19 protein-coding genes and 1 pseudogene are annotated in these 19,667 nt (G+C 68.0%); 14 read left to right on the top strand and 6 right to left on the bottom strand.

Going from position 1 to position 19,667, the window contains the following annotated elements:
• Window positions 1-100 precede the first annotated feature (100 nt).
• From ACX12L_RS04570 to ACX12L_RS04510, 13 genes are all read left to right on the top strand, one after another.
• The gene (locus ACX12L_RS04570; RefSeq protein ID WP_168728140.1) at window positions 101-880 is read left to right on the top strand and encodes an enoyl-CoA hydratase/isomerase family protein; all 780 of its coding nucleotides are present in this window, start codon (window positions 101-103) and stop codon (window positions 878-880) included.
• Entirely contained in the window at window positions 877-2,499 is a 1,623-nt protein-coding gene (locus ACX12L_RS04565; RefSeq protein WP_168728139.1) for an acyl-CoA mutase large subunit family protein, read from the top strand. Before ACX12L_RS04570 ends, ACX12L_RS04565 begins: the two co-directional genes overlap by 4 nt.
• A complete protein-coding gene (locus ACX12L_RS04560) occupies window positions 2,496-2,912 on the top strand; it encodes a cobalamin B12-binding domain-containing protein (protein ID WP_168728138.1) in 417 nt (138 codons plus the stop codon). The genes ACX12L_RS04565 and ACX12L_RS04560 overlap by 4 nt, the downstream gene beginning before the upstream one ends.
• Window positions 2,909-4,036: a CaiB/BaiF CoA transferase family protein gene (locus ACX12L_RS04555; protein WP_168728137.1), complete on the top strand. Its 1,128-nt coding sequence runs from the start codon at window positions 2,909-2,911 to the stop codon at window positions 4,034-4,036. The genes ACX12L_RS04560 and ACX12L_RS04555 overlap by 4 nt, the downstream gene beginning before the upstream one ends.
• Window positions 4,033-4,971 carry an ArgK/MeaB family GTPase gene (locus tag ACX12L_RS04550; protein ID WP_168728136.1) on the top strand — a complete coding sequence of 313 codons (939 nt, stop codon included), beginning with the start codon at window positions 4,033-4,035 and terminating at the stop codon, window positions 4,969-4,971. The genes ACX12L_RS04555 and ACX12L_RS04550 overlap by 4 nt, the downstream gene beginning before the upstream one ends.
• 103 nt (window positions 4,972-5,074) lie before the next feature.
• Window positions 5,075-6,265 carry an ABC transporter substrate-binding protein gene (locus tag ACX12L_RS04545; protein WP_168728135.1) on the top strand — a complete coding sequence of 397 codons (1,191 nt, stop codon included), beginning with the start codon at window positions 5,075-5,077 and terminating at the stop codon, window positions 6,263-6,265.
• A gap of 63 nt (window positions 6,266-6,328) precedes the next feature.
• Window positions 6,329-7,420, top strand: coding sequence for an isopenicillin N synthase family dioxygenase (locus tag ACX12L_RS04540; RefSeq protein ID WP_459261503.1), 1,092 nt, complete (start codon window positions 6,329-6,331; stop codon window positions 7,418-7,420).
• A gap of 70 nt (window positions 7,421-7,490) precedes the next feature.
• Entirely contained in the window at window positions 7,491-8,927 is a 1,437-nt protein-coding gene (locus ACX12L_RS04535; RefSeq protein WP_459261502.1) for an aldehyde dehydrogenase family protein, read from the top strand.
• A gap of 14 nt (window positions 8,928-8,941) precedes the next feature.
• Window positions 8,942-9,694: an SDR family oxidoreductase gene (locus tag ACX12L_RS04530; protein WP_459261501.1), complete on the top strand. Its 753-nt coding sequence runs from the start codon at window positions 8,942-8,944 to the stop codon at window positions 9,692-9,694.
• 25 nt (window positions 9,695-9,719) lie between these two features.
• Window positions 9,720-10,892 carry an MFS transporter gene (locus ACX12L_RS04525; RefSeq protein ID WP_168728131.1) on the top strand — a complete coding sequence of 391 codons (1,173 nt, stop codon included), beginning with the start codon at window positions 9,720-9,722 and terminating at the stop codon, window positions 10,890-10,892.
• A 152-nt stretch (window positions 10,893-11,044) separates the two neighbouring features.
• Window positions 11,045-11,446 carry a VOC family protein gene (locus ACX12L_RS04520; RefSeq protein WP_168728130.1) on the top strand — a complete coding sequence of 134 codons (402 nt, stop codon included), beginning with the start codon at window positions 11,045-11,047 and terminating at the stop codon, window positions 11,444-11,446.
• Window positions 11,447-11,473: 27 nt separating this feature from the next.
• Complete coding sequence (locus tag ACX12L_RS04515; protein ID WP_168728129.1) at window positions 11,474-12,235, top strand: 3-oxoacyl-ACP reductase; 762 nt, start codon at window positions 11,474-11,476, stop codon at window positions 12,233-12,235.
• A gap of 2 nt (window positions 12,236-12,237) precedes the next feature.
• A complete protein-coding gene (locus ACX12L_RS04510) occupies window positions 12,238-12,936 on the top strand; it encodes a glutathione S-transferase N-terminal domain-containing protein (protein WP_459261500.1) in 699 nt (232 codons plus the stop codon).
• Window positions 12,937-13,022: 86 nt separating this feature from the next.
• On the opposite strand, the gene ACX12L_RS04505 is transcribed toward ACX12L_RS04510, so the two are convergent.
• The 5 genes from ACX12L_RS04505 to ACX12L_RS04485 all read right to left on the bottom strand — a co-directional run bounded on the left by ACX12L_RS04505 (window position 13,023) and on the right by ACX12L_RS04485 (window position 18,624).
• Window positions 13,023-15,110 (bottom strand): acetate--CoA ligase family protein, encoded by a 2,088-nt coding sequence (locus ACX12L_RS04505; protein WP_459261499.1) that lies wholly within the window; start codon window positions 15,108-15,110, stop codon window positions 13,023-13,025.
• Window positions 15,111-15,259: 149 nt separating this feature from the next.
• Window positions 15,260-16,249 carry a tripartite tricarboxylate transporter substrate binding protein gene (locus ACX12L_RS04500; RefSeq protein WP_459261498.1) on the bottom strand — a complete coding sequence of 330 codons (990 nt, stop codon included), beginning with the start codon at window positions 16,247-16,249 and terminating at the stop codon, window positions 15,260-15,262.
• Between the two features lie 22 nt (window positions 16,250-16,271).
• Window positions 16,272-16,631, bottom strand: coding sequence for a Zn-ribbon domain-containing OB-fold protein (locus ACX12L_RS04495; RefSeq protein ID WP_459261497.1), 360 nt, complete (start codon window positions 16,629-16,631; stop codon window positions 16,272-16,274).
• A gap of 2 nt (window positions 16,632-16,633) precedes the next feature.
• Window positions 16,634-17,785 carry a thiolase family protein gene (locus ACX12L_RS04490; protein ID WP_459261496.1) on the bottom strand — a complete coding sequence of 384 codons (1,152 nt, stop codon included), beginning with the start codon at window positions 17,783-17,785 and terminating at the stop codon, window positions 16,634-16,636.
• On the bottom strand, window positions 17,782-18,624 hold the full coding sequence (locus tag ACX12L_RS04485; protein WP_459261495.1) for an IclR family transcriptional regulator: 843 nt from the start codon (window positions 18,622-18,624) through the stop codon (window positions 17,782-17,784). Before ACX12L_RS04485 ends, ACX12L_RS04490 begins: the two co-directional genes overlap by 4 nt.
• Before the next feature lie 178 nt (window positions 18,625-18,802).
• Here ACX12L_RS04485 and ACX12L_RS04480 point away from each other — a divergent pair, with 178 nt between their 5' ends.
• A complete protein-coding gene (locus ACX12L_RS04480) occupies window positions 18,803-19,567 on the top strand; it encodes a tRNA-uridine aminocarboxypropyltransferase (RefSeq protein WP_459261494.1) in 765 nt (254 codons plus the stop codon).
• On the opposite strand, the pseudogene ACX12L_RS04475 reads toward ACX12L_RS04480, so the two are convergent.
• Window positions 19,550-19,667, bottom strand: a pseudogene (locus ACX12L_RS04475) (IS5/IS1182 family transposase); the annotation flags it as partial. The gene ACX12L_RS04480 and the pseudogene ACX12L_RS04475 sit on opposite strands and share 18 nt — an antisense overlap.

Here is a 19,667-nt window from a genome sequence, read left to right as displayed (position 1 = left end):
ATCATTATGTCATTCGTTCGTAATACGGAACAAACATTCTTGTTTGGGAACATCTTGCTTTCTACGATGGCCTCAAGACATTTGACGGAGGTCACGCAGAGTGCAAGTCAGCCAAGACATCACCATCGATGAGCGCGCAGATGGCGCCACATGGATCACCATTGATCGAGCCCACAAGCACAACGCCTTGGCGGGAAGCGTGCTCGCATCGCTGGCACGGGCGGTGGCCGAAGTGGGCGGCCGGCCAGCCACGCGCCTGCTGGTGCTGCGCGGGGCGGGCGACCGGTTTTTTGCTGCAGGCGGTGATCTGGTGGAACTGTCCCGGGTGCGCGATGAGAGGGCCACCCATGCGATGGCAGACCACGCCCGCGAAGCGCTCGATGCGGTGCGGCAATGCCCGGTGCCTGTGCTGGCCTATCTGAACGGCGACGCAATCGGTGGCGGTGCGGAACTGGCGGTGGCATGCGATATGCGCCTGCAGGCCAGCCATGCACGCCTCGGCTTCATCCAGGCGCGCTTGGCCATCAGCTCGGCATGGGGTGGTGGGCCGGATCTGTGCCAATTGGTGGGTGGCGCACGCGCGATGCGCATGATGGCGCGCTGCGAAATGGTCGATGCGGCGCGGGCGCTGGAATGGGGGCTGGCGGACGCCGTCATCGCCGACGGTCCGGACGGCAAGGATATGGAGGCCTTCTTGGCGCCGATGCTGGCCTGCCCGCAGCAGGTGCTGCGCGGCATCAAGGCCCAGACCATCGCATGGCGCACCGGCCAAACCTATGAACAGCGGCGCCAGGCGGAGCGGCAGCAGGTTCTGAACACTTGGCTGCATGACGATCACTGGCGCGCTTCCGATCGTTTTCTTGCGAAAGGCAGCCAATGAACCGAGACGACCACATGGCAGCTGCGGGCATCGAGCCCCAACTGCGGCCCACTAGCCCGAGCGGCATTGACGTGCCCACGTGCGTCGATGCTTCGGCGGTGGACGCGGCGCGCATCGGTCAGCCGGGTGAATACCCATTCACCCGCGGCATCTTCCCCGATGGCTACCAGGGCCGGCTGTGGACCATCCGGCAGTACTCGGGCTTCGGCACCGCAGAGGAGTCGAACGAGCGCTACAAGTTCCTGCTGGCCAAGGGCCAGACGGGGCTGTCGGTGGCATTGGACCTGCCGACGCAGTGCGGACTGGACCCGACCCACCCCATGGCACGGCCGGAGATCGGCAAGGTCGGGGTGTCGCTGTCCAATCTCAGCGAGGCCGAGATCCTGTTCCGGGACCTGGACCTGTCGAAAATCTCCACGTCGTTCACGATCAACGGCACCGCCGCCATCATCTATGCGATGTACCTGGCGGTGGCCGACAAGCAGGGCGTGCCGCGCAAGCTGCTCACCGGCACGATCCAGAACGACATCCTCAAGGAATACGTGGCGCGCGGCACCTGGATCTTCCCGGTGCGCCCGTCCATGCGCCTGATCGCGGACACCATCCTCTATTCGAACGAGGTGTCGCCCCGGTTCAACCCCATCAGCATTGCCGGAGCCCATGTGCGCGATGCGGGCGCGACGGCGGCCGAGGAAATGGCCTACACGCTGGCCAACGGCCTGGCCTATGTCGATGAGCTGCGCTCGCGCGGCGGCGATGTGGAGAAGTTCGCCAAGCGGCTCTCCTTCTTCTTCTACGTGCACATGGACTTCTTCGACGAGATCGCGAAGTTCCGCGCCGGCCGCCGCCTGTGGGCGCGGATGATGAAGGAGCGCTATGGCGCGCAGGATCCCAAGGCGCAGCATTTCCGCTTCGGCGTGGTGTGCGGCGGGTCTTCGCTGGTGGCGCCGCAGCCCTACAACAACGCGGTGCGTGTGGCGGTGGAAACCATGGCGGCGGTGTTCGGCGGCGCGCAGTCCATCTTCACCTGCGCGTTCGACGAGGCGTTCCAGATTCCGACAGAGTTCTCGGCCGAACTGGCGGTGCGCACGCAGCAGATCCTGGCCTACGAGAGCGGCATCGGCCGCACCGTCGACCCGCTGGGCGGCAGCTACTTTCTCGAGCAGCACACCGACCGCATGGAAGAGCAGATCACCCGCGTCATGGATGAGATCGATGCCTATGGCGGCGTGGTGCGGGCCATCGAGGACGGCTGGATCCAGATGCGGCTGGCCGAGCGCGGGCTGGAGCGCAAGCTCGACACGGATTCCGGGCTCAACGTGGTCGTGGGGCAGAACCACTTCAAGAAAGAGAACGAGGAGATCAAGGTCGGCGAGGTCTTCACGCTCGACCCCACGGTGGCCCAGCGCGCACTCGAAAAATTCCAGCGGGTGATGGATACGCGCGACAACGCGGCGGTGCAGCGCTCGCTGGAGCGCCTGTCGGCCGCCGCCGCCAAGGACCGTGAAAACGTGATGCCTTACCTGGTGGAGTGCTGCCACGCCTACGCCACCGTGGGCGAGATGGTGAGCTGCCTCAAGGCGCAGTGGGGCGAATTCAAGGAGCCGGTGAATCTATGAGCACGCAACAACATTCCGCCATGCTGGCATCCAAGCGCATCCTGATCGGCAAACCCGGCCTGGATGGACATGACATAGGCGCCAAGATCATTGCGCTGACGCTGCGCAACGCCGGCGCCGAGGTGATCTACACCGGCTTGCGCCGCAGTCCATTGCAGATTGCGCAGGTCGCAGTGGACGAAGGTGTCGACGCCGTGGGCCTGAGCATTCTGTCGGGCAGCCACAAGGAGCTGGTTGCAGACGTCATCGCCCAGCTGCGCGAACTGAAAGCGCTGGACGTCAAGGTATTCGTGGGCGGGACGATCCCCGCAGAAGACCATGCATATCTGCGCCAGATGGGCGTCAGTGCCGTCTTCACCGCCGACATGCCCTTGGAGCGTGTCGTGACATCGCTCGCCGAAAGCCTGTCATGAGCGCGCCGCTGGCGGGCATCCGCATCATCGAGGTTGGCCACATGCTGGCCGGTCCGTACTGTGGGTTGATGCTGGCCGACATGGGGGCCGAGGTCATCAAGATCGAAGCTCCCGAAGGCGATATCGCCCGCGCGGTGAGTCCGCATTTCGTTGGGCCCCACAACGCCTACTTCGCCAGTCTGAACCGCAATAAGAAAAGTGTGGTGCTCGATTTGGCCAGCGACGATGGACGCGAGGCCCTGGGCCGCATCGCCGAGACTTCGCATGCACTGGTCACCAACCTGCGGCCTTCGGCCATCCGCAAGCTGGGCCTTACCTACGAGGCGCTGCGGCACAGGAACGAGCGGCTGGTCTGTGTCGCGTTGACCGGCTATGGCCTGGATGGGCCGTATGCCGACAACCCCGCGTATGACTACGTCATCCAGGCGCTCACGGGGGTGATGGCAATGACGGGCGATCCCGGTGCGCCTCCGACGAAGACGGGCTATTCCGTCGTCGACAACTCGGCGGGCCTTGTCGCGGCGCTGGGGCTGCTGGCCAAGATCGTGCAGGGGCGGGGGGGGCAGGTCGACGTGGCCATGTACGACGTGATGCTGTCCCAGCTCAATTACCTGGCGGGCGCCGCGCTGAATGCCGGGGAGACCATCGAGCGCCAGGCAGATTCTTCGCATCCCTATGTGGTGCCTGCACAGATATTCCCCACGGCGGATGGATGGCTCACGCTCTTCATCACCCATGACAAGTTCTGGCAGATTTTTTGCCGGGAAATCGGCCATCCCGAGTGGATTCAGGACCCGATGTTTTCTTCGATGGCCGCGCGGCGGTCTCACCGCGCCGAGGTCGTGGCTGCCATCACGGAGGTGTTGCTCCAGGCTTGCGCCGCTGAGTGGGTGCGCCGGCTGGGGCCCTTGGGCGTGGTCGTCGCCGAAGTAGGGACGCTCAATCAGGCGCTGCGTGGCGATATCGCGGCGGCGCGGTCGCTGGTCGTGCCGCTGGGCGACGGGACGCTGCCGCTGCGGGCGGTGGCCAGCCCGATCCGGTTCGATGACTTCGCCCCGGCCTACGGCATGCCGCCGCTGCTGAACGAACATGCGGACGCGGTCCTGGGAAAGGAGCTGGCATGAGCGCGCCGCCGCTGGACCGCTGGGCCTTGAGCCGGGCGCTCACCCGGCTTGCCAATGCAAGCCCCGCGGAACTTGCGCATCGGCCATTGCCGGAGCCTGCGCAGCATGCCGCCCGCCGCATCGGCATCACCGGAGCGCCTGGTGCGGGCAAGAGCACGCTGGTGGGGCATCTGGCGCTGGAGCGCCTGCCCAAGGGGCGCCTTGGCGTGCTTGCCGTCGATCCGAGCAGCCCGCGCAGCGGCGGAGCCATCCTGGGCGATCGCGTCCGCATGGATGACCTGGCGGGCAGCGAGCGGCTGTATATCCGTTCGCTGGGTTCGCGCAAAACCAGCGATGGCCTTGCCGACAACCTGCCGGAGATGCTGGACCTGATGGACCAGTTCGGGTTCGACGAGGTAATGCTCGAAACCGTGGGCGTGGGCCAGGCGGAATATGCCGTGCGCAGCCAGGTGGACACGCTGGTGCTGGTACTGCTGCCGGACAGCGGCGACGTGGTGCAGGCCATGAAGGCGGGCATCATGGAGATGGCGGATATCTACGTGGTGAACAAGGCGGACCTGCCGGGCGCGCAGCGCATGGTGACGGATCTGCGCCGCATCGCCGCCGTGACGCATCGCGCACCCCATGCCTGGGCCGCCCCGATTCTGCTGGCGTCTTCCAGCCAGCCCGAATCCATCCGCACCTTGTCAGAGGCCATCGACCAGCATCAGGAATGGCTGGCCGCAACGCGCCAGCGGCAGGCGCAGCGTGTGCAGCGCGCCCGCTACCGGCTCAGGAGACTGCTGGAGTTGCGCATCGGTGAAATCGTTGCGCGGCAGGGCGATGGCTTGCTGGAGGCGCCTCTGCCGCAGCAACTGGCGCATGTGCTGGACGCCGCGCGCGCGGCCCTCGCGTCGGAGGAGGCCTCATGCCAGACAGCATTGCAGAGCCCATAGGCACCGTTTGAGTTCAACAACGAAGGAGACAGGAATGACACTTGGTATGCAGCCCTCGTCTGCGAGGGGTATCTCACGCCGCAAATGCATTGCAGCCGCCGCCATGGCCGCGGCGGCCTTGGCTGCCAGCGGAGGTGCGCTCGCGCAGGTGGATGGCGACGTGGTGAAGATCGGCGTGCTGGCGGACATGTCCGGCCTTTATTCCGACATGGGAGGCAACGGCATCACCGAAGCGGTGAAGATGGCGATTGCCGATGTCGGCGGCGAAGTGTTGGGCCGGAAGATCGAACTCGTCTCGGCGAACCACTCGGCCAAGGCCGATACCGCGGCGACCCGGGCGCGCGAATGGTTCGACACCCAGGGGGTGGACATGGTCATCAGCGGCCCGAGTTCGGGCACCAGCCTCGCCATCGCGAAGATCGCTGCCGAAAAGAAGAAGATCGTCATGGTCACGGGCGGGGTGGCTGCGCAATTGACCAACGAGGAGTGCTCGCCCTACACCGTGCACTACCTCTACGACACCGTGGCGCTGGCGCGCGGCACCGGCGCCGCGATGACCAAGCAGGGTGGAAAGACCTGGTACTTCCTGACGGTGGACTACGCCTTTGGCGATTCGCTGGAGAGGGAGACCTCGCAAGTCGTCAAGGCCGGCGGCGGCCAGGTGCTGGGGGGTGTCCGGCATCCCCTGTCGGCGTCCGACTTCTCGTCGTTCCTGGTGCAGGCCAAGGCATCGGGAGCGCAGGTGCTCGGGCTGGCCAATGGCGGCGGCGACACGATCAACGCCATCAAGGCCGCCAGCGAATTCGGCATCACCAAGTCGATGAAGATCGCCGGCCTCATGCTTTTCATCACCGACGTGCATGCGCTGGGGCTCAAGCTGACCCATGGCATCAACCTGACCGAGGCGTGGTATTGGGACTCGGACGAGAAATCCAGGCAGTGGGCTCAGCGGTTTCAGGAAAAGATGAAAAAGATGCCGACGAGCATGCAGGCGGCCAGCTATTCGGCGGCATTGCAATACCTGATCGCCGTGAAGGCCGCAGGCACGGACAAGTCCGATGCGGTCATGGCGCAGCTCAAGAAGCAAAAGATCAACGACATGTACACCGCCAACGGCTATATCCGGGAGGACGGCCGGATGGTGCATGACCTGAAGCTGATGGAAATCAAAAGCGTTTCGGAGTCGAAACGACCCTGGGACTATTACAAGGAAATCCAGGTGATTCCAGGCAACCAGGCATTCGCCTCCAAGGCGGAATCCAAGTGCAAGAACTGGGTGGGAGGGTTGCCATAGACGAACCGATCCTTACCCCCGCAGCAGTTTTTCGGAATACGTTTTTAGCAGGAGACAACAGACATGACAGCACCGACCAGCAATACCGTTCCCAATACCACGCAGCCGTCCGAGGCCGTGCGCATCGCCATCGCCGAGGCCAAGGAACTGCCCATCCTTGACGTGGGCCCCTACCTCGCCGGCGTCCCCGGGGCATTGGAGCAACTGGGGGCGGATGTTCGCCTCATCCAGGAAAACCTGGGCTTCTTCGCCATCGTCAACCACGGCATTCCGCAGGCGCTCATCGATGAATCGTTCAAGCAGACGGCGCGCCTGTTCGATATCTCCATGGAGGAGAAGCTGAAGCACCGTGTGGGATACCACCACCAGGGCTATCTGCCGCCCAAGTCGTCCATCCTGCAGTCCAAGGTGATCCAGGAAAAGATTGCGCTCAACACCAAGAAGGACACCAATGCCGCTTGGCTGTTCATGCGCAACCGCACGGCCGACGACCCCAAGGTGCGTGGCAATGTGCGCCACCGCGGGCTGAACCAATGGCCGGAGAGCTTGCCGGAATTCAAAAAGGCCCTGTACGAGTACCAGACGTCGATGGAGAAGCTGGGGCAGCGCCTGCTGCCCATCTATGCCCGTGCGCTCAACCTGCGGGGCGACTATTTCGACAGCATGTTCAAGGCGCCCGAGTACTACCAGCGCTGTGCCTACTACCACCCGGAGGAAAACATGGAGGAAGGCCAGTATGCGCTGGCGCCGCACTCGGATGGCAGCTTCCTGACGCTGCTGCCCATGACGCCGGTTCCGGGGCTCGAAGTGATGACGCCCGCCAAGGAATGGCTGAAGGTGCGCTACGTCAAGGATGCGCTGATCGTCAACACCGGCCAGGTGCTCAATCGCCTGTCCAACGATCATTTCATCGCAACGCCGCACCGCGTCGTCAATCCGCCGATGAAGCGCTACGCACTCACTTTCTTCTTTTACCCGGACGACGACGCCAATGTGGGGCCGATCCCGGAATGCATGGCCCCAGGGGAGAAGGCCAGGTACGACTCGCGCTCCTTCTACGATTTCTTCGTCCCCTATCTGGATGACCTGTACCACTACAACGACCCCAATTTCATGAAGGAAGTCGAGCCCGCTGGCGTGGCAACGGCTGGCTGAAGCAGGACCCCGCGCCGTCGGCGAGAGGAGGGCGCGGCGCGGGTCACTCTACGACCTCCAAGGAGCCAGTATGCATAGGCAGTTGTTGATTGAAGGCCGCTGGGTGGATGCGGCGGCGGGCGAAACCATCGACGTGATCGATCCCTGCACCGCAGAGCCGTTCTGCACCATCGCCCGCGGCCGGGCCGATGACGTGGATAGGGCGGTGCAAGCGGCGCAGCGTGCGCTCGATGGCCCGTGGGGCCGCATGACGGCGACCGAGCGCGGGCGGATTCTGCAGCGCTTGGCGCAGCTCATCATCGCCCACGGCGATGAACTGGCGCAGCTCGAGGCGCGGGACACCGGCAAGCCCATGGCGGTGGCGCGCGCCGATGCCGCCGCGGTCGCCCGCTACTTCGAGTTCTACGGCGGTGCCGCCGACAAGGTGCATGGGCAGACGATCCCGTATTTGAACGGCTACAACGTCAGCGTGGTGCGCATCCCCCATGGCGTCACCGCCCACATCATTCCGTGGAACTATCCGGCCCAGATGATGGGGCGGACGCTGGCGCCCGCGCTGGCCATGGGCAATGCAGCGGTGGTCAAGCCCTCGGAAGACGCCTGCCTGACCACGCTGAAGCTGGCGGAACTTGCCATGGAGGCCGGATTGCCCCCGGGTGCGCTGAACATCGTCACCGGCTACGGCGCCGAGGCCGGTGCGGCGTTGACTGCGCACCCGGGCATCCATTTCGCCACCTTCACGGGCTCGCCCGAAGTGGGCATGCAGGTGCAGCAGGCGACCGCGCGCAACCATGTGCCCTGCGTGCTGGAACTGGGCGGGAAGTCGCCGCAAATCGTCTTTGACGACGCGGACCTGGCGAAGGCGGCCCCCATCATCGTGCGGGCCATCGTCCAGAACGCCGGCCAGACCTGCTCCGCAGGAAGCCGCCTGCTGGTGCAGCAGGGTGTTTATGACCGCTTCGTGGAGACCATTGCGCACCATTTTTCGGCCTTGCGGGTGGGTACGCCCGAGATGGACCTCGACTGCGGCCCCATGATCAATGCGAAACAGCATGCCCGTGTGCGGGCCTTCATCGCGTCGGCCATCGAGCAGGGGGTGCCGCTGCTGGCCGAGGGCAAGCTGGCGGAAGGCTTGTCCCCCAATGGGTATTTCGTGGCTCCGGCGTTGTTCGGCCCCGTGCCGCGCACGCACGGCCTGGCCTGCCAGGAGATCTTTGGCCCGGTTCTTTCGGCCATGCCGTTTACCGATGAGGAGGATGCGGTACGCCTCGCCAATGCCACCGAGTATGGCCTGGTGGCCGGAGTGTGGACCGAGAACGGCAGCCGCCAGTCGCGCATGGCCCGGCGCATTGCCAGCGGGCAGGTCTTCATCAACTGCTATGGCGCCGGTGGCGGCGTGGAGCTGCCTTTCGGCGGCGTCAAGAAGAGCGGCTATGGTCGCGAGAAGGGCCTGCTGGCGCTTGAAGAGATGAGCACCACCAAGACCATTGTTCAACACTACGAATAGACAGGAGACATGCAATGAACACACTGAATCAAAAGGTGGCGATCGTGACGGGTGCGGGCAGCGGCTTTGGCGCCGCCATCGCGCGCGCCTATGTGGCGGCCCAGGCGAAAGTGGTACTGGCGGACTTGCGCCCGGAGGCCGCGCAGGCCGTGGCTGGCGAATTGGGCGCGAACGCCATGGCGGTGGGCTGCGACGTCAGCCGCTTCGACCAGGTGCAGGCGATGGTCCGGCAATGCGTGGAGCGCTTTGGCGCGCCGGACATCGTCGTCAACAACGCCGGTACCACCCATCGCAACCAGTCGATGCTGGACGTGGACGAAGAGACGTTCGACCGGGTGTTCAACGTCAACGTGAAATCGATCTACCACATGACCCGTGCCGTGGTGCCGCTGATGAAGCCGCGCAAGGACGGGGTGATTCTGAATGTCGGCTCGGTGGGCGGGATCCGGCCTCGGCCTGGCCTGACCTGGTACAACAGCTCCAAGGGCGCGGTGAAGGTGATGACCAAGTCGATGGCGGTCGAACTGGCGCCGGACGGTATCCGCGTCAACCTGATATCGCCGGTGATGGCGCCGACGGGGCTGCTGCAGGACTTCATGGGCGTGGCGGACACGGACGAGAACCGTGCGCGCTTCATCTCCACGATCCCCCTGGGGCGCATGTGCGACCCCACCGACGTGGCCCATGTCGCGGTGTTCCTGGCCAGCCAGGAAGCCCGCTTCCTCACGGGCGTGGAGATGCCCGTCGATGGGGGGCGCTCCATTTAGGCGGCAATGCCGTTGCAGGGCTTCCATGAACCGCTCCATCACCTGGCTTGCCCTTTGCCAAGGGCTGCTTCTGACCAACAACGTGGTCTTCATTGCCGTCAATGGATTGGTGGGCCTGCACCTCGCCCCGCAACCATGGATGGCAACCCTGCCGTGGATGGGCTACGTGGTCGGGGGAGCCCTGGCCACGCCGCTGGTGGCTGCGAGCCAGAGGCGCTGGGGGCGCGGCAGATCATTCCAGCTGGGTTTGCTGGTGGCCCTCCTGTCGGCTGCGTCTTGTGCGGTCGCCGCCTACCTGCAGCAATTCGCGCTGCTGTGCCTGTCCACCACGGTGGCGGGCTACTACAGCGCGAATGGCCAGCTCTATCGTTTCGCTGCGGGAGATCTGGTTGCGCCATCGCAGCGTGAGCGCGCCATATCGCTGGTGCTGGCGGGCGGGCTGCTGGGCGCGGTGCTGGGGCCCACGCTGGCCAGCAGCACCAAGAATTTTCTGCCCGTCCCTTTCCTGGGGGCATATCTTGCGTTGATGGGAGTGGCTGCGGCAGGAATGTTCTGCATGAGCAGGGTGCACTTTCCCGTACCACTCGATACGCTCTCTGCTGCGGGCACCCAGCCATCGCGTACGGCTTTGCAGTTGCTGTCGCAGCCGGGGTTCGCGGTAGCCGCATTGTGCGCGGCGTCGAGCTATGGCGTGATGAACCTTCTGATGGCAGCCACGCCGATCGCGATGGATGTGTGCGGCTATGAGTTTGCCGACGCCGCCTTCGTGCTGCAGTGGCATGTCGTCGGGATGTTCGCGCCGGGGTTCATTACCGGTCACTTGATCAAGCGATTCGGCGTCCTGACCATCATGGGCGTCGGGGTCGCCATCAATCTGTTGTGTGTGGGTATTGCCCTGTCCGGACAGTCGGTCGCGCACTTCGCCTGGGCACTGACGCTGTTGGGCGTCGGGTGGAACTTTCTCTTCACCGGCAGCACCAGCCTGGCGATGGACCACTATCGCCCCGAGGAAAAGGACCGTGCCCAGGGCGTCATCAACTTCTGCGTGTTTGCCGCGATGGCGATGACGTCCTTTGCCTCCGGCGCCCTGGTGACCAGCGAGGGCTGGTCCATGCTGAATCAGGGTTCGTTACCGATGCTGGCGCTGACGGCGATTGCTTTGCTGGCTGTGGCCAGGCCAAGGCTGATGAAGACATGAAATGCACAGCTGGCGTACGCGCGGTGCGCCGAGACAATGACCATGGGGCGGGGATTGAGCGGGTGTGACAGCGGTGGCCGCGATGGGCCGCTACGATACAGGCGCCCGCCATGCCGATGGCGGCAGCAACCCCTACAGGAGACCGAAAGACCATGTTCAGCCACGTCATGCTGGGAGCCAGCAACATCGACAAATCCAAGCAGTTCTACGACGCCTTCCTCGGCGCCCTGGGCTGCAAGCCCGGCTTCACCGACCCGAAGAACCGCACCTTCTGGCGCCACGCGGGCAACACCTTCGCCATCTCCGCGCCCATCAACGGCGAGCCGGCCTGCCATGGCAATGGCAGCACCACGGGCTTCGCGGCCCAGTCGCCCGAGCAGGTGGATGCGGCGCACGCGGCGGGCCTGGCCGCCGGTGGCGTGACGTGCGAGGACCCGCCGGGCTGGCGTGCGGGCGCGTCGGGCGGGCCGCTGTATCTGGCCTACCTGCGCGATCCGGCGGGCAACAAGCTGTGCCTGCTGCACCGCCCGCCCAAGGAAGCCAAGCCGGCCTGACGGCGCATCGCGCAAGGATCCACACGCATGCTTCTGTCCGAACAATGGGTGCTGGTCACGGGCGGCGCCCGGGGGCTGGGCCAGGCCATCACGCGCGCCCTGGCGCGCGAGGGCGCCGGGGTCGTCATCAACTACCACCGCAGCGAAGCGGCCGCGCTGGCGCTGGCCGAGGAACTGGGCCCGCGCGCCATCGCGCTGCAGGCCGACGTGACGGATGCGGCCGCCGTGCAGCGCCTCTTCGCCGCCGCGCGCGAGCGCACGGGCGCCGGCATCAGCGCGGTGGTGAACAACGCGCTGGCGCAGTTCTCGTTCGACGGCGACGCGCGCCCCAAGCTGGGCGACATCGCCTGGGAGCGCTTCAGCCAGCAGATCGAGGGAGCGGTCAAGGGCGCCCTCAACACCATGCAGGCCGCGCTGCCCGGCATGCGCGCGCAGGGCTTCGGGCGCATCGTGAACGTGGGCACCAACCTGTTCCAGAACCCGGTGGTGCCCTACCACGACTACACGGCGGCCAAGGCGGCGCTGCTGTCGCTCACGCGCACTGCGGCGAACGACCTGGGGCCGGACGGCATCACGGTGAACATGGTCTCGGGCGGGCTGCTGCGCACCACCGACGCGAGCAGCGCCACGCCCGAGGCGGTGTTCGACCTCATCGCCAGCCTGACCCCGCTGCGCCGCGTGACCACGCCGGCCGAGTTCGCCGACGCGGTGCTGTTCTTCCTCTCGCCCTGGGCGCGCGCCGTCACGGGGCAGAACCTCGTGGTCGACAGCGGCCTCGTGAAGGATTGACCATGGCACTCAACCACCCCATCACGGCCAAGTGGCCTGCGCAGCACCCCGACCGGCTGCAGCTTTACTCCCTGCCCACGCCCAACGGCGTGAAGGTGTCGATCGCGCTGGAGGAAACGCAGCTGCCCTATGAGGCGCATCTGGTCAGCTTCGATGCCAACGACCAGTTCTCGCCCGAGTTCCTCTCGCTCAACCCGAACAACAAGATCCCGGCCATCCTCGACCCGAATGGCCCGGGCGGCCAGCCGCTGGCGCTGTTCGAGTCGGGCGCCATCCTCGTCTACCTGGCCGAGAAGACCGGCCAGCTGCTGCCCCAGGACGCGGCCGCGCGCTACGAGACGCTGCAGTGGCTCATGTGGCAGATGGGCGGCGTGGGGCCGATGTTCGGCCAGCTCGGCTTCTTCCACAAGTTCGCCGGCAAGGACTACGAGGACAAGCGCCCGCGCGACCGCTACGTGGCCGAGTCCAGGCGCCTGCTGGGCGTGCTGGAACAGCGCCTGGCGGGGCGCGACTGGATCATGGGCGCCGACTACACCATCGCCGACATCGCCGTGTTCCCCTGGGTGCGCAACCTCGTGGGCTTCTACGGCGCGGGCGAGCTGGTGGGCTTCGATGCGTTTCCCCACGTGCAGCGCGTGCTGGCCGCGTTCGTGGCGCGGCCCGCGGTGCAGCGGGGGCTGGAGATTCCGGCGCGGGGTTGATTCAAGAAAGTGAGCTGCTTACGCTTGTTGTGTAAGGATCTCAGATCATTTTCTATCTGAAACCCTTTGCCATCAAGCGCAAGCAGCTATGGTTTTGAGATTTCCACCAGCGCATCCACCACCACGGCGCCTTCGCCCGCGGCGCCCACCATCACCGGATTGAGGTCCAGCGACGCGATGGCGCCGCGCGCGCCCGCGATCACCCGGCCCACGGCCACGGCGATGCGCGAGAGGGCCTGCACGTCCAGCGGCGGCTCGCCGCGCACGCCGCCGAGCAGCGGCGCGATGCGCAGCGTGCGCAGCGCGGCCTGCACGTCCTGCTCGGAGAACGGCGGCAGCAGCACGGCGCAGTCCTTGAGCGCCTCGACGTACTTGCCGCCGTCGCCCACCACGACCACGGGGCCGAAGACGGGGTCCATGCGCGCGCCCACCATGAACTCGCGCCGGGCCTTGCGCGTGGCGGCCACGATCACGCCGTCGCGGCGCGCGCCCATGGCGTCCAGTTTCGTCCAGAAGCGCTCGAACAGCGCGGCGGCCTGCTCGCGCGTCTGCACGTTCAAGGCGACGAGGCCGTGCTCGGACTTGTGCGGCACGTCGGCCGAGCAGGCCTTGACGACCGCGGGCGCGCCGATGGCGTCGAACGCGGCGCGTGTTTCGTCCACCGTGCGGCACAGGCGCAGGGGCACGGTGGGCACGCCGTGGCGCGCCAGCAGGTCCAGGCTGTCCACTTCGTTGAGGAAGCCCTGCGCGCCGGCGGGCATCTGCACGTCGGGCAGATCGGGCCACGCGGTGCGCGGCGCGCGCATCAGCGCCGTGTGGCCCGCCACCTGGGCCAGCACGGCGATGGCCTCGCTCTCGTTGGGGAAGGTGGCGATGCCGTGGGCGCGGAAGGGCGCGGCCACGCTTTCCTGCCACGCGGCCACGGCCACGGGTTTGCCGGCGGCGGCCTCGAACGCGGCAGCGTCGCGCGCGAAGCGGTCCACGTCGTAGCCCGCGCCGGCCACGGGGATGTTCAGGAAGAACAGGTCGGCGGCCGGGTCCTGCGCCACGGCGGGCAGCACGTCGCCGAACAGGCCGCTGTTGGACAGCAGCGCGGCGGTGACGTCGATCGGGTTGCTGGCGGTGGCGAAGCCGGGCAGCTTGGAGGCCACGGCGGTCTGCGTGGCTTCGCTCAGCGGCGCCAGCGTCAGGCCCGCGTCGTCGGCGGCGTCGGCGCCCATCACGCAGCTCGCGCCGGAGTTGCTGATGACCACCAGCCGCCGCCCCTCGGGTCGCCAGCCCTTGAGGTAGGCGTGCGCGGCGCGCGCCTGTTCGTGCGGGTCGCGCACGCGCCAGATGCCGTGGTGCTTGAGGAAGGCGTCCACCGCGCGGTCCTCGTTGGCCAGCGCGCCGGTGTGCGACGACGCGGCCTTCTGCCCGCCCACCGTGCGCCCGGCCTTCACGGCCACGATGGGCAGATCGCGCTCGCGCGCGTAGGCGGCGGCGGCGGCCAGCATGTCGGGCCGGGCGATGTTCTCCAGGTAGAGCAGCAGCAGCTTCACGCCGGGGTCGTGGGCGACGGCCCAGGCCATCTCGGCCACGGTCACGTCGGCCTCGTTGCCCGTGGCGTGCACGTGGCGCACGCCCAGGCCGCGCCCGCGCAGCAGGCCGTAGGCCACGGAGCTCATGCCGCCGCTCTGGCTCACGATGCCCACGGGGCCGTCCATGGGCGGCACCTCGATGAACATGGTGGAAAAGCCCGCGATGGCGCCCGTGCCGAAGTTGGCCAGGCCCTGCGTGTTGGGGCCGTACAGGCGCATGCCCGCGGCGCGCGCCTTGGCCACCATGTGGTCCTGCAGCTCGCGCCCGGCGGGGCCTGTCTCGCCGAAGCCCGAGGCGATGACCACGGCGCCCTTCACGCCGCGCGCGGCGCATTCCTCCACGGCGGCCACGGTCTTGTCGCCGCCCAGGGCGATCACGGCGAGGTCGGGCGCCTCGGGCAGCGCGGCCAGGGATGCATAGCTCCTGTGGCCCTGGATCTCCTCGCGCGCCGGGTTGATCGGATAGATGGCGCCCTGGAAGCCGTGGCGCTGCATGTAGTGGATGGGCCGGCCGCCGATCTTGTGGATGTTCTCGGACGCACCGATGACGGCGACCGAGCGCGGGGCGAGGGCGGAGGCGAGCAGGTCTTGCATTGCAGTTACGTGTATCTCAGTTGTCGAAGAGCCATGGCGCGCAACCCGTGAAACCGGCGCAACCCGGGCGAGGGCCGCCGTGCAAGGGCCGCCCCGCCGCACTGGCGGCGTCCCCCTTCCAGGGGGAAGGCGCGAAGCGCCTCAGGGGGTTAGTCAATTTTTGCGCCAGAGGTCTTGACCACCTTGCCCCACTTATCCACCTCGGCCTGCAGGAACTTGCCGTAGGCGGCGGGGGTGTTCCACGCGGCGGAGAAGCCCTGGGCCTCGAAGCGCTGCTTCACTTCGGGGTTCTCCAGCACCTTTTTCAGCTCGGCGCTCAGGCGGTTCACCACCTCGGGCGGCGTGCCGGCCGGGGCCAGCAGGCCGTTCCAGGCGATGGCCTCGTAGCCGGGCAGCCCCGATTCGGCGACGGTGGGAATGTCGGGCGCGCTGGGCGAGCGCTGGCTGCTGGTGACGGCCAGCGCCTTGAGCTTGCCGGCCTTCACGTGCGGCATGGACGAGAGCATGGTGTCGAACATCAGGTCGGCCTGGCCGCCCATCACGTCGGTCAGCGCGGGCGCGCTGCCCTTGTAGGGCACGTGGGCCATCTTCACGCCGGCCATGGCGCTGAACAGCTCGGCCGACAGGTGCGTGGACTGGCCGTTGCCCGACGAGGCGTAGTTGAGCCCGCCCTGCTTGGACCTGGCCAGCGCGATCAGCTCCTGCACGTTGTTCGCGGGCGTGGCGGGGCTGGTCACGATGACCAGCGGGCCGCTGGTGAGCTGCGAGACGGGCGCGAAGTCCTTGGTGACCGAGTAGCTGAGCCTGGAGAACAGCGAGGGGTTGATGGCGTGCGCCGTGGTGGCCACCACCAGCGTGTAGCCGTCAGGCGCGCTGCGGGCCACGGCCTCGGCGCCGATGTTGGCGCCCGCGCCGGGGCGGTTGTCCACCACGAAGGGCTGGCCCGTCTGCTCCTGGAGCTTCTGCGCGATCACGCGCGCCACGATGTCGGTGGGGCCGCCCGGCGGGTAGGGCACGACCAGCTTCACGGGCTTGTCGGGGTAGCCGCCGGCCCAGGCGAGCGGGGCGGCGCACAAAGTGGTGCAGAGGGCAGCGCAGGAGAGGCCGATCCAGCGGCGGCGGGGGGGAATGGGGTGCATGTCTTGTCTCCTTGTGGCGGTTTCAGTCGATGGGGGTGAAGCGCAGCAGGGCGCGGCCCTGGTGCTCGAAGAACCCGGCGCGCACGCGCTGGCCGATCTGCACGCCAGGCAGCGCATGGCCCATGAGGCGCGGGCCTTCGTCCAGCTCCACGATCACCAGCGTGTAGGGCGCGAGCGGGCGGAAGTCGTCGGACGGCGCGCGCGCCACCACCGTGGCGGCACGCACGGTGGCGGTGCCCGCGGCGTCGTGCCAGCGCAGGTCTTCGCGGCCGCAGCGCTGGCAGGCGTGGCGCGCCAGCGTCTGGGCGTGGCCGCAGGCGGCGCAGCGCTGGTAGCGCACCACGCCCGCGCGCAGGCCGTCGTTGAAGGGGGCGGCAAGCATGGTCAGTCCTCCCGGGAAAGAATCAGGCTGACGTGCGAGGACATCACGCCCCCGTCGGCATGCACGAAGGCGCGGCGCGGCGCGCGGATCTGGCGCTCTCCCGCTTGGGCCGCCATCTGCCGCCAGGCTTCCACCGCGTGCGCCATGCCGCCGGCCACGCCGCAGTGGCCGAACGAGAGCAGCCCGCCGTGCGTGTTGAGCGGCAGCGCGCCCGTGGGCGCGAAGTCGCCCGCGCGGGCCCGCGCCGCGGCGCCGGCGCGCGGGGCGAAGCCGGTCTCTTCGAGCAGCATCGCCAGCGTGATCGTGAACGAGTCGTAGATGCCCAGGTAATCGACATCGGCTTGGGTCAGACCCGCCTCGGCGAACGCCTGCGCGGCGGCCTCGCCCGCGCCGCACCGCATCACGTCGGCCATCGCGGTCAGGTGCTGGTGGCGGTGCGCCTGCCCCGCGCCCGCCATGCGCACGGGCGCATGCGGGCCGGGCCTGGCGGAGACGACGAGCGCCATCGCGCCGTCCGAGATGGGGCAGCAGTCCAGCAGCGTGAGCGGCGTGGCGATGGGCCTGGAGGCCAGCACCTCGGCATGGGTGATGGGCGTGCGCAGGTGCGCGCCGGGGTGGCGCGCGGCATTGGCGCGCATGAGCACGGCGAACTCCGCCAGGTCGGCGCGCGTGATGCCCGTGCGGTGCATGTATTCCGACGCCATGAGCGCGTAGTACGCGGGCACGCTGGCGCCGTTGGGCACCTCGTAGTCGGCGTCGCCCACCTGGGCCAGGGTCTGGATGGAGCTGTCGCGCGACTGGCCGGTGAGGCGGTTCTCGCCCGCCACCACCAGCACGTTGCGGCAGCGGCCCGCGCGCACCAGCTCGCGCGCGGCCATGAGCATGGCCGCGCCCGTGGCGCCGCCCAGCTGCATGCCGTGCGCGTAGCGCGGCGACAGGCCCAGGCGCTCGCACAGCAGCGTGGACAGCATCAGGTGCGGCAGCGTGGTGGCGTAGCCGCAGAGCACGCCGTCGATGTCGCCGCGCGCCAGGGCGGCGCTGGCCAAGGCCTGCCGCGCGGCGTCGGCCATCAGGTCGATGGGGCCGCGCCCTTCGTGGCGGCCGAAGGGCGTGCCGCCCGCGCCGCGCAGCCAGGCGGTGGGGGAATGGGTCACGGATAAGTCTCCTTGGCAGGGGTGCGCGGCGCGGCGCGGTGCTGCTGCGCCTCGGCCCAGCGCACCTGGCAGACGGTGGATTCGTGCTGCAGCGCCTGGGCCAGTGCGGCCTCGCGCGTCAGGATGCGTTCGTTCAGCGCCGCGATGCTCAGCGCCGCCACGGGGCGGCCCTCGGGGTCGAGGATGGGCACGGCGATGCCGCCCATGCGCTCGACCACCACGTCCAGCAGCACCACGTAGCCGCGTTCGCGCGCGTCGGCGATGCGCTCGCGCAGCAGCGCGGGCGTGATGCGCGGGTAGCGGCCCATCTGGCTGGCCAGGATGTCCAGCGCCGCCTCGCGCTCGGCCTCGGGCATCCAGGCCAGCAGCGCCAGGCTGCCCGCGCCGGCGCCCAGCGGCCGGCGGCTGCCCACGCGCAGGTAGTTGGCGCGGATGGGGTAGGTGCCCTCTTCCACGTCGATGCACAGCGACTCCACGCCGCTCGGTATGGAGAGCACCACGCTGTCCTCGAACCGCCCCACCAGCCGCAGCAGGCTGGGGCGCGCGAGCGGGCGCGGGTCGAAGCGCCGCAGCGCGGCGGCGCCCAGCACCATGAGCTCGGGCCCCAGCGAGAACTGCTTGCTGCGCGCGTTGCGCATCACGAAGCCGTCGCGCACCATCACCTCCAGCAGGCGCAGCGCGGTGGCCTTGTCCAGGTCGGCCGCGGCCGCGATGTCGGTCAGCCGCGCATTGCCGCCCTCGGACATCACGCGCAGCACGCGCATGGCGCGCTCCACGGTGGATGTGCTGCTGCCGGGCGAATGGTTCACCACGGCCTTGGGGCGGGCGCTGGGGGGCATGTGGGGTGTTTCTTTCTTTGAAACGGCGGTGTGCGGGGGAATTTAGGTGCAGCCTGCACCCGGGAGCAAAGGCCGCTTTCGAAGTTTCAATGAATGAAACGATTACCGCGCCCCCTGAGGGGTAACCCTGACGCGGCCGCGTGCGGGACAATGCCAGGCTTTGCGCCGGTTCCCGCCCATGCCCCACGCCGTCTCCCAGCTGCGCGCCGAGCGCCTTGCGCGCAGCGCCAAGCCCTTCCTCGCGCGCGGCGGCTCGCGCCGCGCGCACTGCCCGGGCTGCAGGCTCGTCCCCAGCCACTGCATCTGCGCGCTGCGCCCGCTGTGCGGCACGCGCGCGGGCGTGTGCCTGCTGATGCACGACATCGAGCCGCTCAAGCCCAGCAACACCGGCTGGCTGATCGCCGACGTGGTGGCCGACACCTTCGCCTTCGGCTGGGCGCGCACCGAGGCCGCCCCCGCGCTGCTCGCGCTGCTGGCCGATCCCCGGTGGCAGCCCTATGTGGTGTTCCCGGGAGAGTTCGTCGATCCCGCGCGCGTGGTGCACACGCTGGCGCCGCAGGCGGCGGCGGGGGAGGGCGGCGCGCCGGCGGCAGGCCGCCGCCCGCTGTTCGTGCTGCTGGACGCCACCTGGCCCGAGGCGCGCAAGATGTTCCGCAAGAGCCCCTACCTGGAGCGCCTGCCGGTGCTGAGCCTGCATGGCGACGCGGCCTCGCGCTACCGGCTGCGCCGCTCCACGCGGGACGACCATTTCTGCACCTCCGAGGTCGCGGCCCAGTGCTTGGCGCTGGCCGGCGACGCGCGCGCGGGCGCGCTGCTGCAGGCCTGGCTCGACCTGTTCAGCGAACGCTACCTGCAGGCGCGGGAACAGCGCCCCGCGGATGCGGACAGCGCCGCCCACCGGCAGCTGCGCGCCCTGAGAACCTGTTTACGATCTCCTGAGTAGCAACGCCAAGAACGCCAAGTGGATGAACTGCAGGCTGGTGTTGAGCAGGCGCTCGCAGTTCTTCCACAGCCTGCGGTTCTTCTCCAGCCAGGCAAAGCTG

The sequence above is a fragment of the Alicycliphilus sp. T452 genome (genome assembly GCF_054512775.1).
Note: the sequence above shows the minus strand (reverse complement) of the source record. Positions and strands in the feature narration are given on the sequence as shown.

Excerpts from the sequence above, each read along its gene's own strand:
- ACX12L_RS04565 (WP_168728139.1), top strand. The coding sequence starts at position 877 with ATGAACCGAGACGACCACATGGCAGCTGCGGGCATCGAGCCCCAACTG.
- ACX12L_RS04560 (WP_168728138.1), top strand. The coding sequence starts at position 2,496 with ATGAGCACGCAACAACATTCCGCCATGCTGGCATCCAAGCGCATCCTG.
- ACX12L_RS04555 (WP_168728137.1), top strand. The coding sequence starts at position 2,909 with ATGAGCGCGCCGCTGGCGGGCATCCGCATCATCGAGGTTGGCCACATG.
- ACX12L_RS04550 (WP_168728136.1), top strand. The coding sequence starts at position 4,033 with ATGAGCGCGCCGCCGCTGGACCGCTGGGCCTTGAGCCGGGCGCTCACC.
- ACX12L_RS04545 (WP_168728135.1), top strand. The coding sequence starts at position 5,075 with ATGGCCGCGGCGGCCTTGGCTGCCAGCGGAGGTGCGCTCGCGCAGGTG.
- ACX12L_RS04540 (WP_459261503.1), top strand. The coding sequence starts at position 6,329 with ATGACAGCACCGACCAGCAATACCGTTCCCAATACCACGCAGCCGTCC.
- ACX12L_RS04535 (WP_459261502.1), top strand. The coding sequence starts at position 7,491 with ATGCATAGGCAGTTGTTGATTGAAGGCCGCTGGGTGGATGCGGCGGCG.
- ACX12L_RS04530 (WP_459261501.1), top strand. The coding sequence starts at position 8,942 with ATGAACACACTGAATCAAAAGGTGGCGATCGTGACGGGTGCGGGCAGC.
- ACX12L_RS04525 (WP_168728131.1), top strand. The coding sequence starts at position 9,720 with ATGAACCGCTCCATCACCTGGCTTGCCCTTTGCCAAGGGCTGCTTCTG.
- ACX12L_RS04520 (WP_168728130.1), top strand. The coding sequence starts at position 11,045 with ATGTTCAGCCACGTCATGCTGGGAGCCAGCAACATCGACAAATCCAAG.
- ACX12L_RS04515 (WP_168728129.1), top strand. The coding sequence starts at position 11,474 with ATGCTTCTGTCCGAACAATGGGTGCTGGTCACGGGCGGCGCCCGGGGG.
- ACX12L_RS04510 (WP_459261500.1), top strand. The coding sequence starts at position 12,238 with ATGGCACTCAACCACCCCATCACGGCCAAGTGGCCTGCGCAGCACCCC.
- ACX12L_RS04505 (WP_459261499.1), bottom strand. The coding sequence starts at position 15,110 with ATGCAAGACCTGCTCGCCTCCGCCCTCGCCCCGCGCTCGGTCGCCGTC.
- ACX12L_RS04500 (WP_459261498.1), bottom strand. The coding sequence starts at position 16,249 with ATGCACCCCATTCCCCCCCGCCGCCGCTGGATCGGCCTCTCCTGCGCT.
- ACX12L_RS04495 (WP_459261497.1), bottom strand. The coding sequence starts at position 16,631 with ATGCTTGCCGCCCCCTTCAACGACGGCCTGCGCGCGGGCGTGGTGCGC.
- ACX12L_RS04485 (WP_459261495.1), bottom strand. The coding sequence starts at position 18,624 with ATGCCCCCCAGCGCCCGCCCCAAGGCCGTGGTGAACCATTCGCCCGGC.
- ACX12L_RS04480 (WP_459261494.1), top strand. The coding sequence starts at position 18,803 with ATGCCCCACGCCGTCTCCCAGCTGCGCGCCGAGCGCCTTGCGCGCAGC.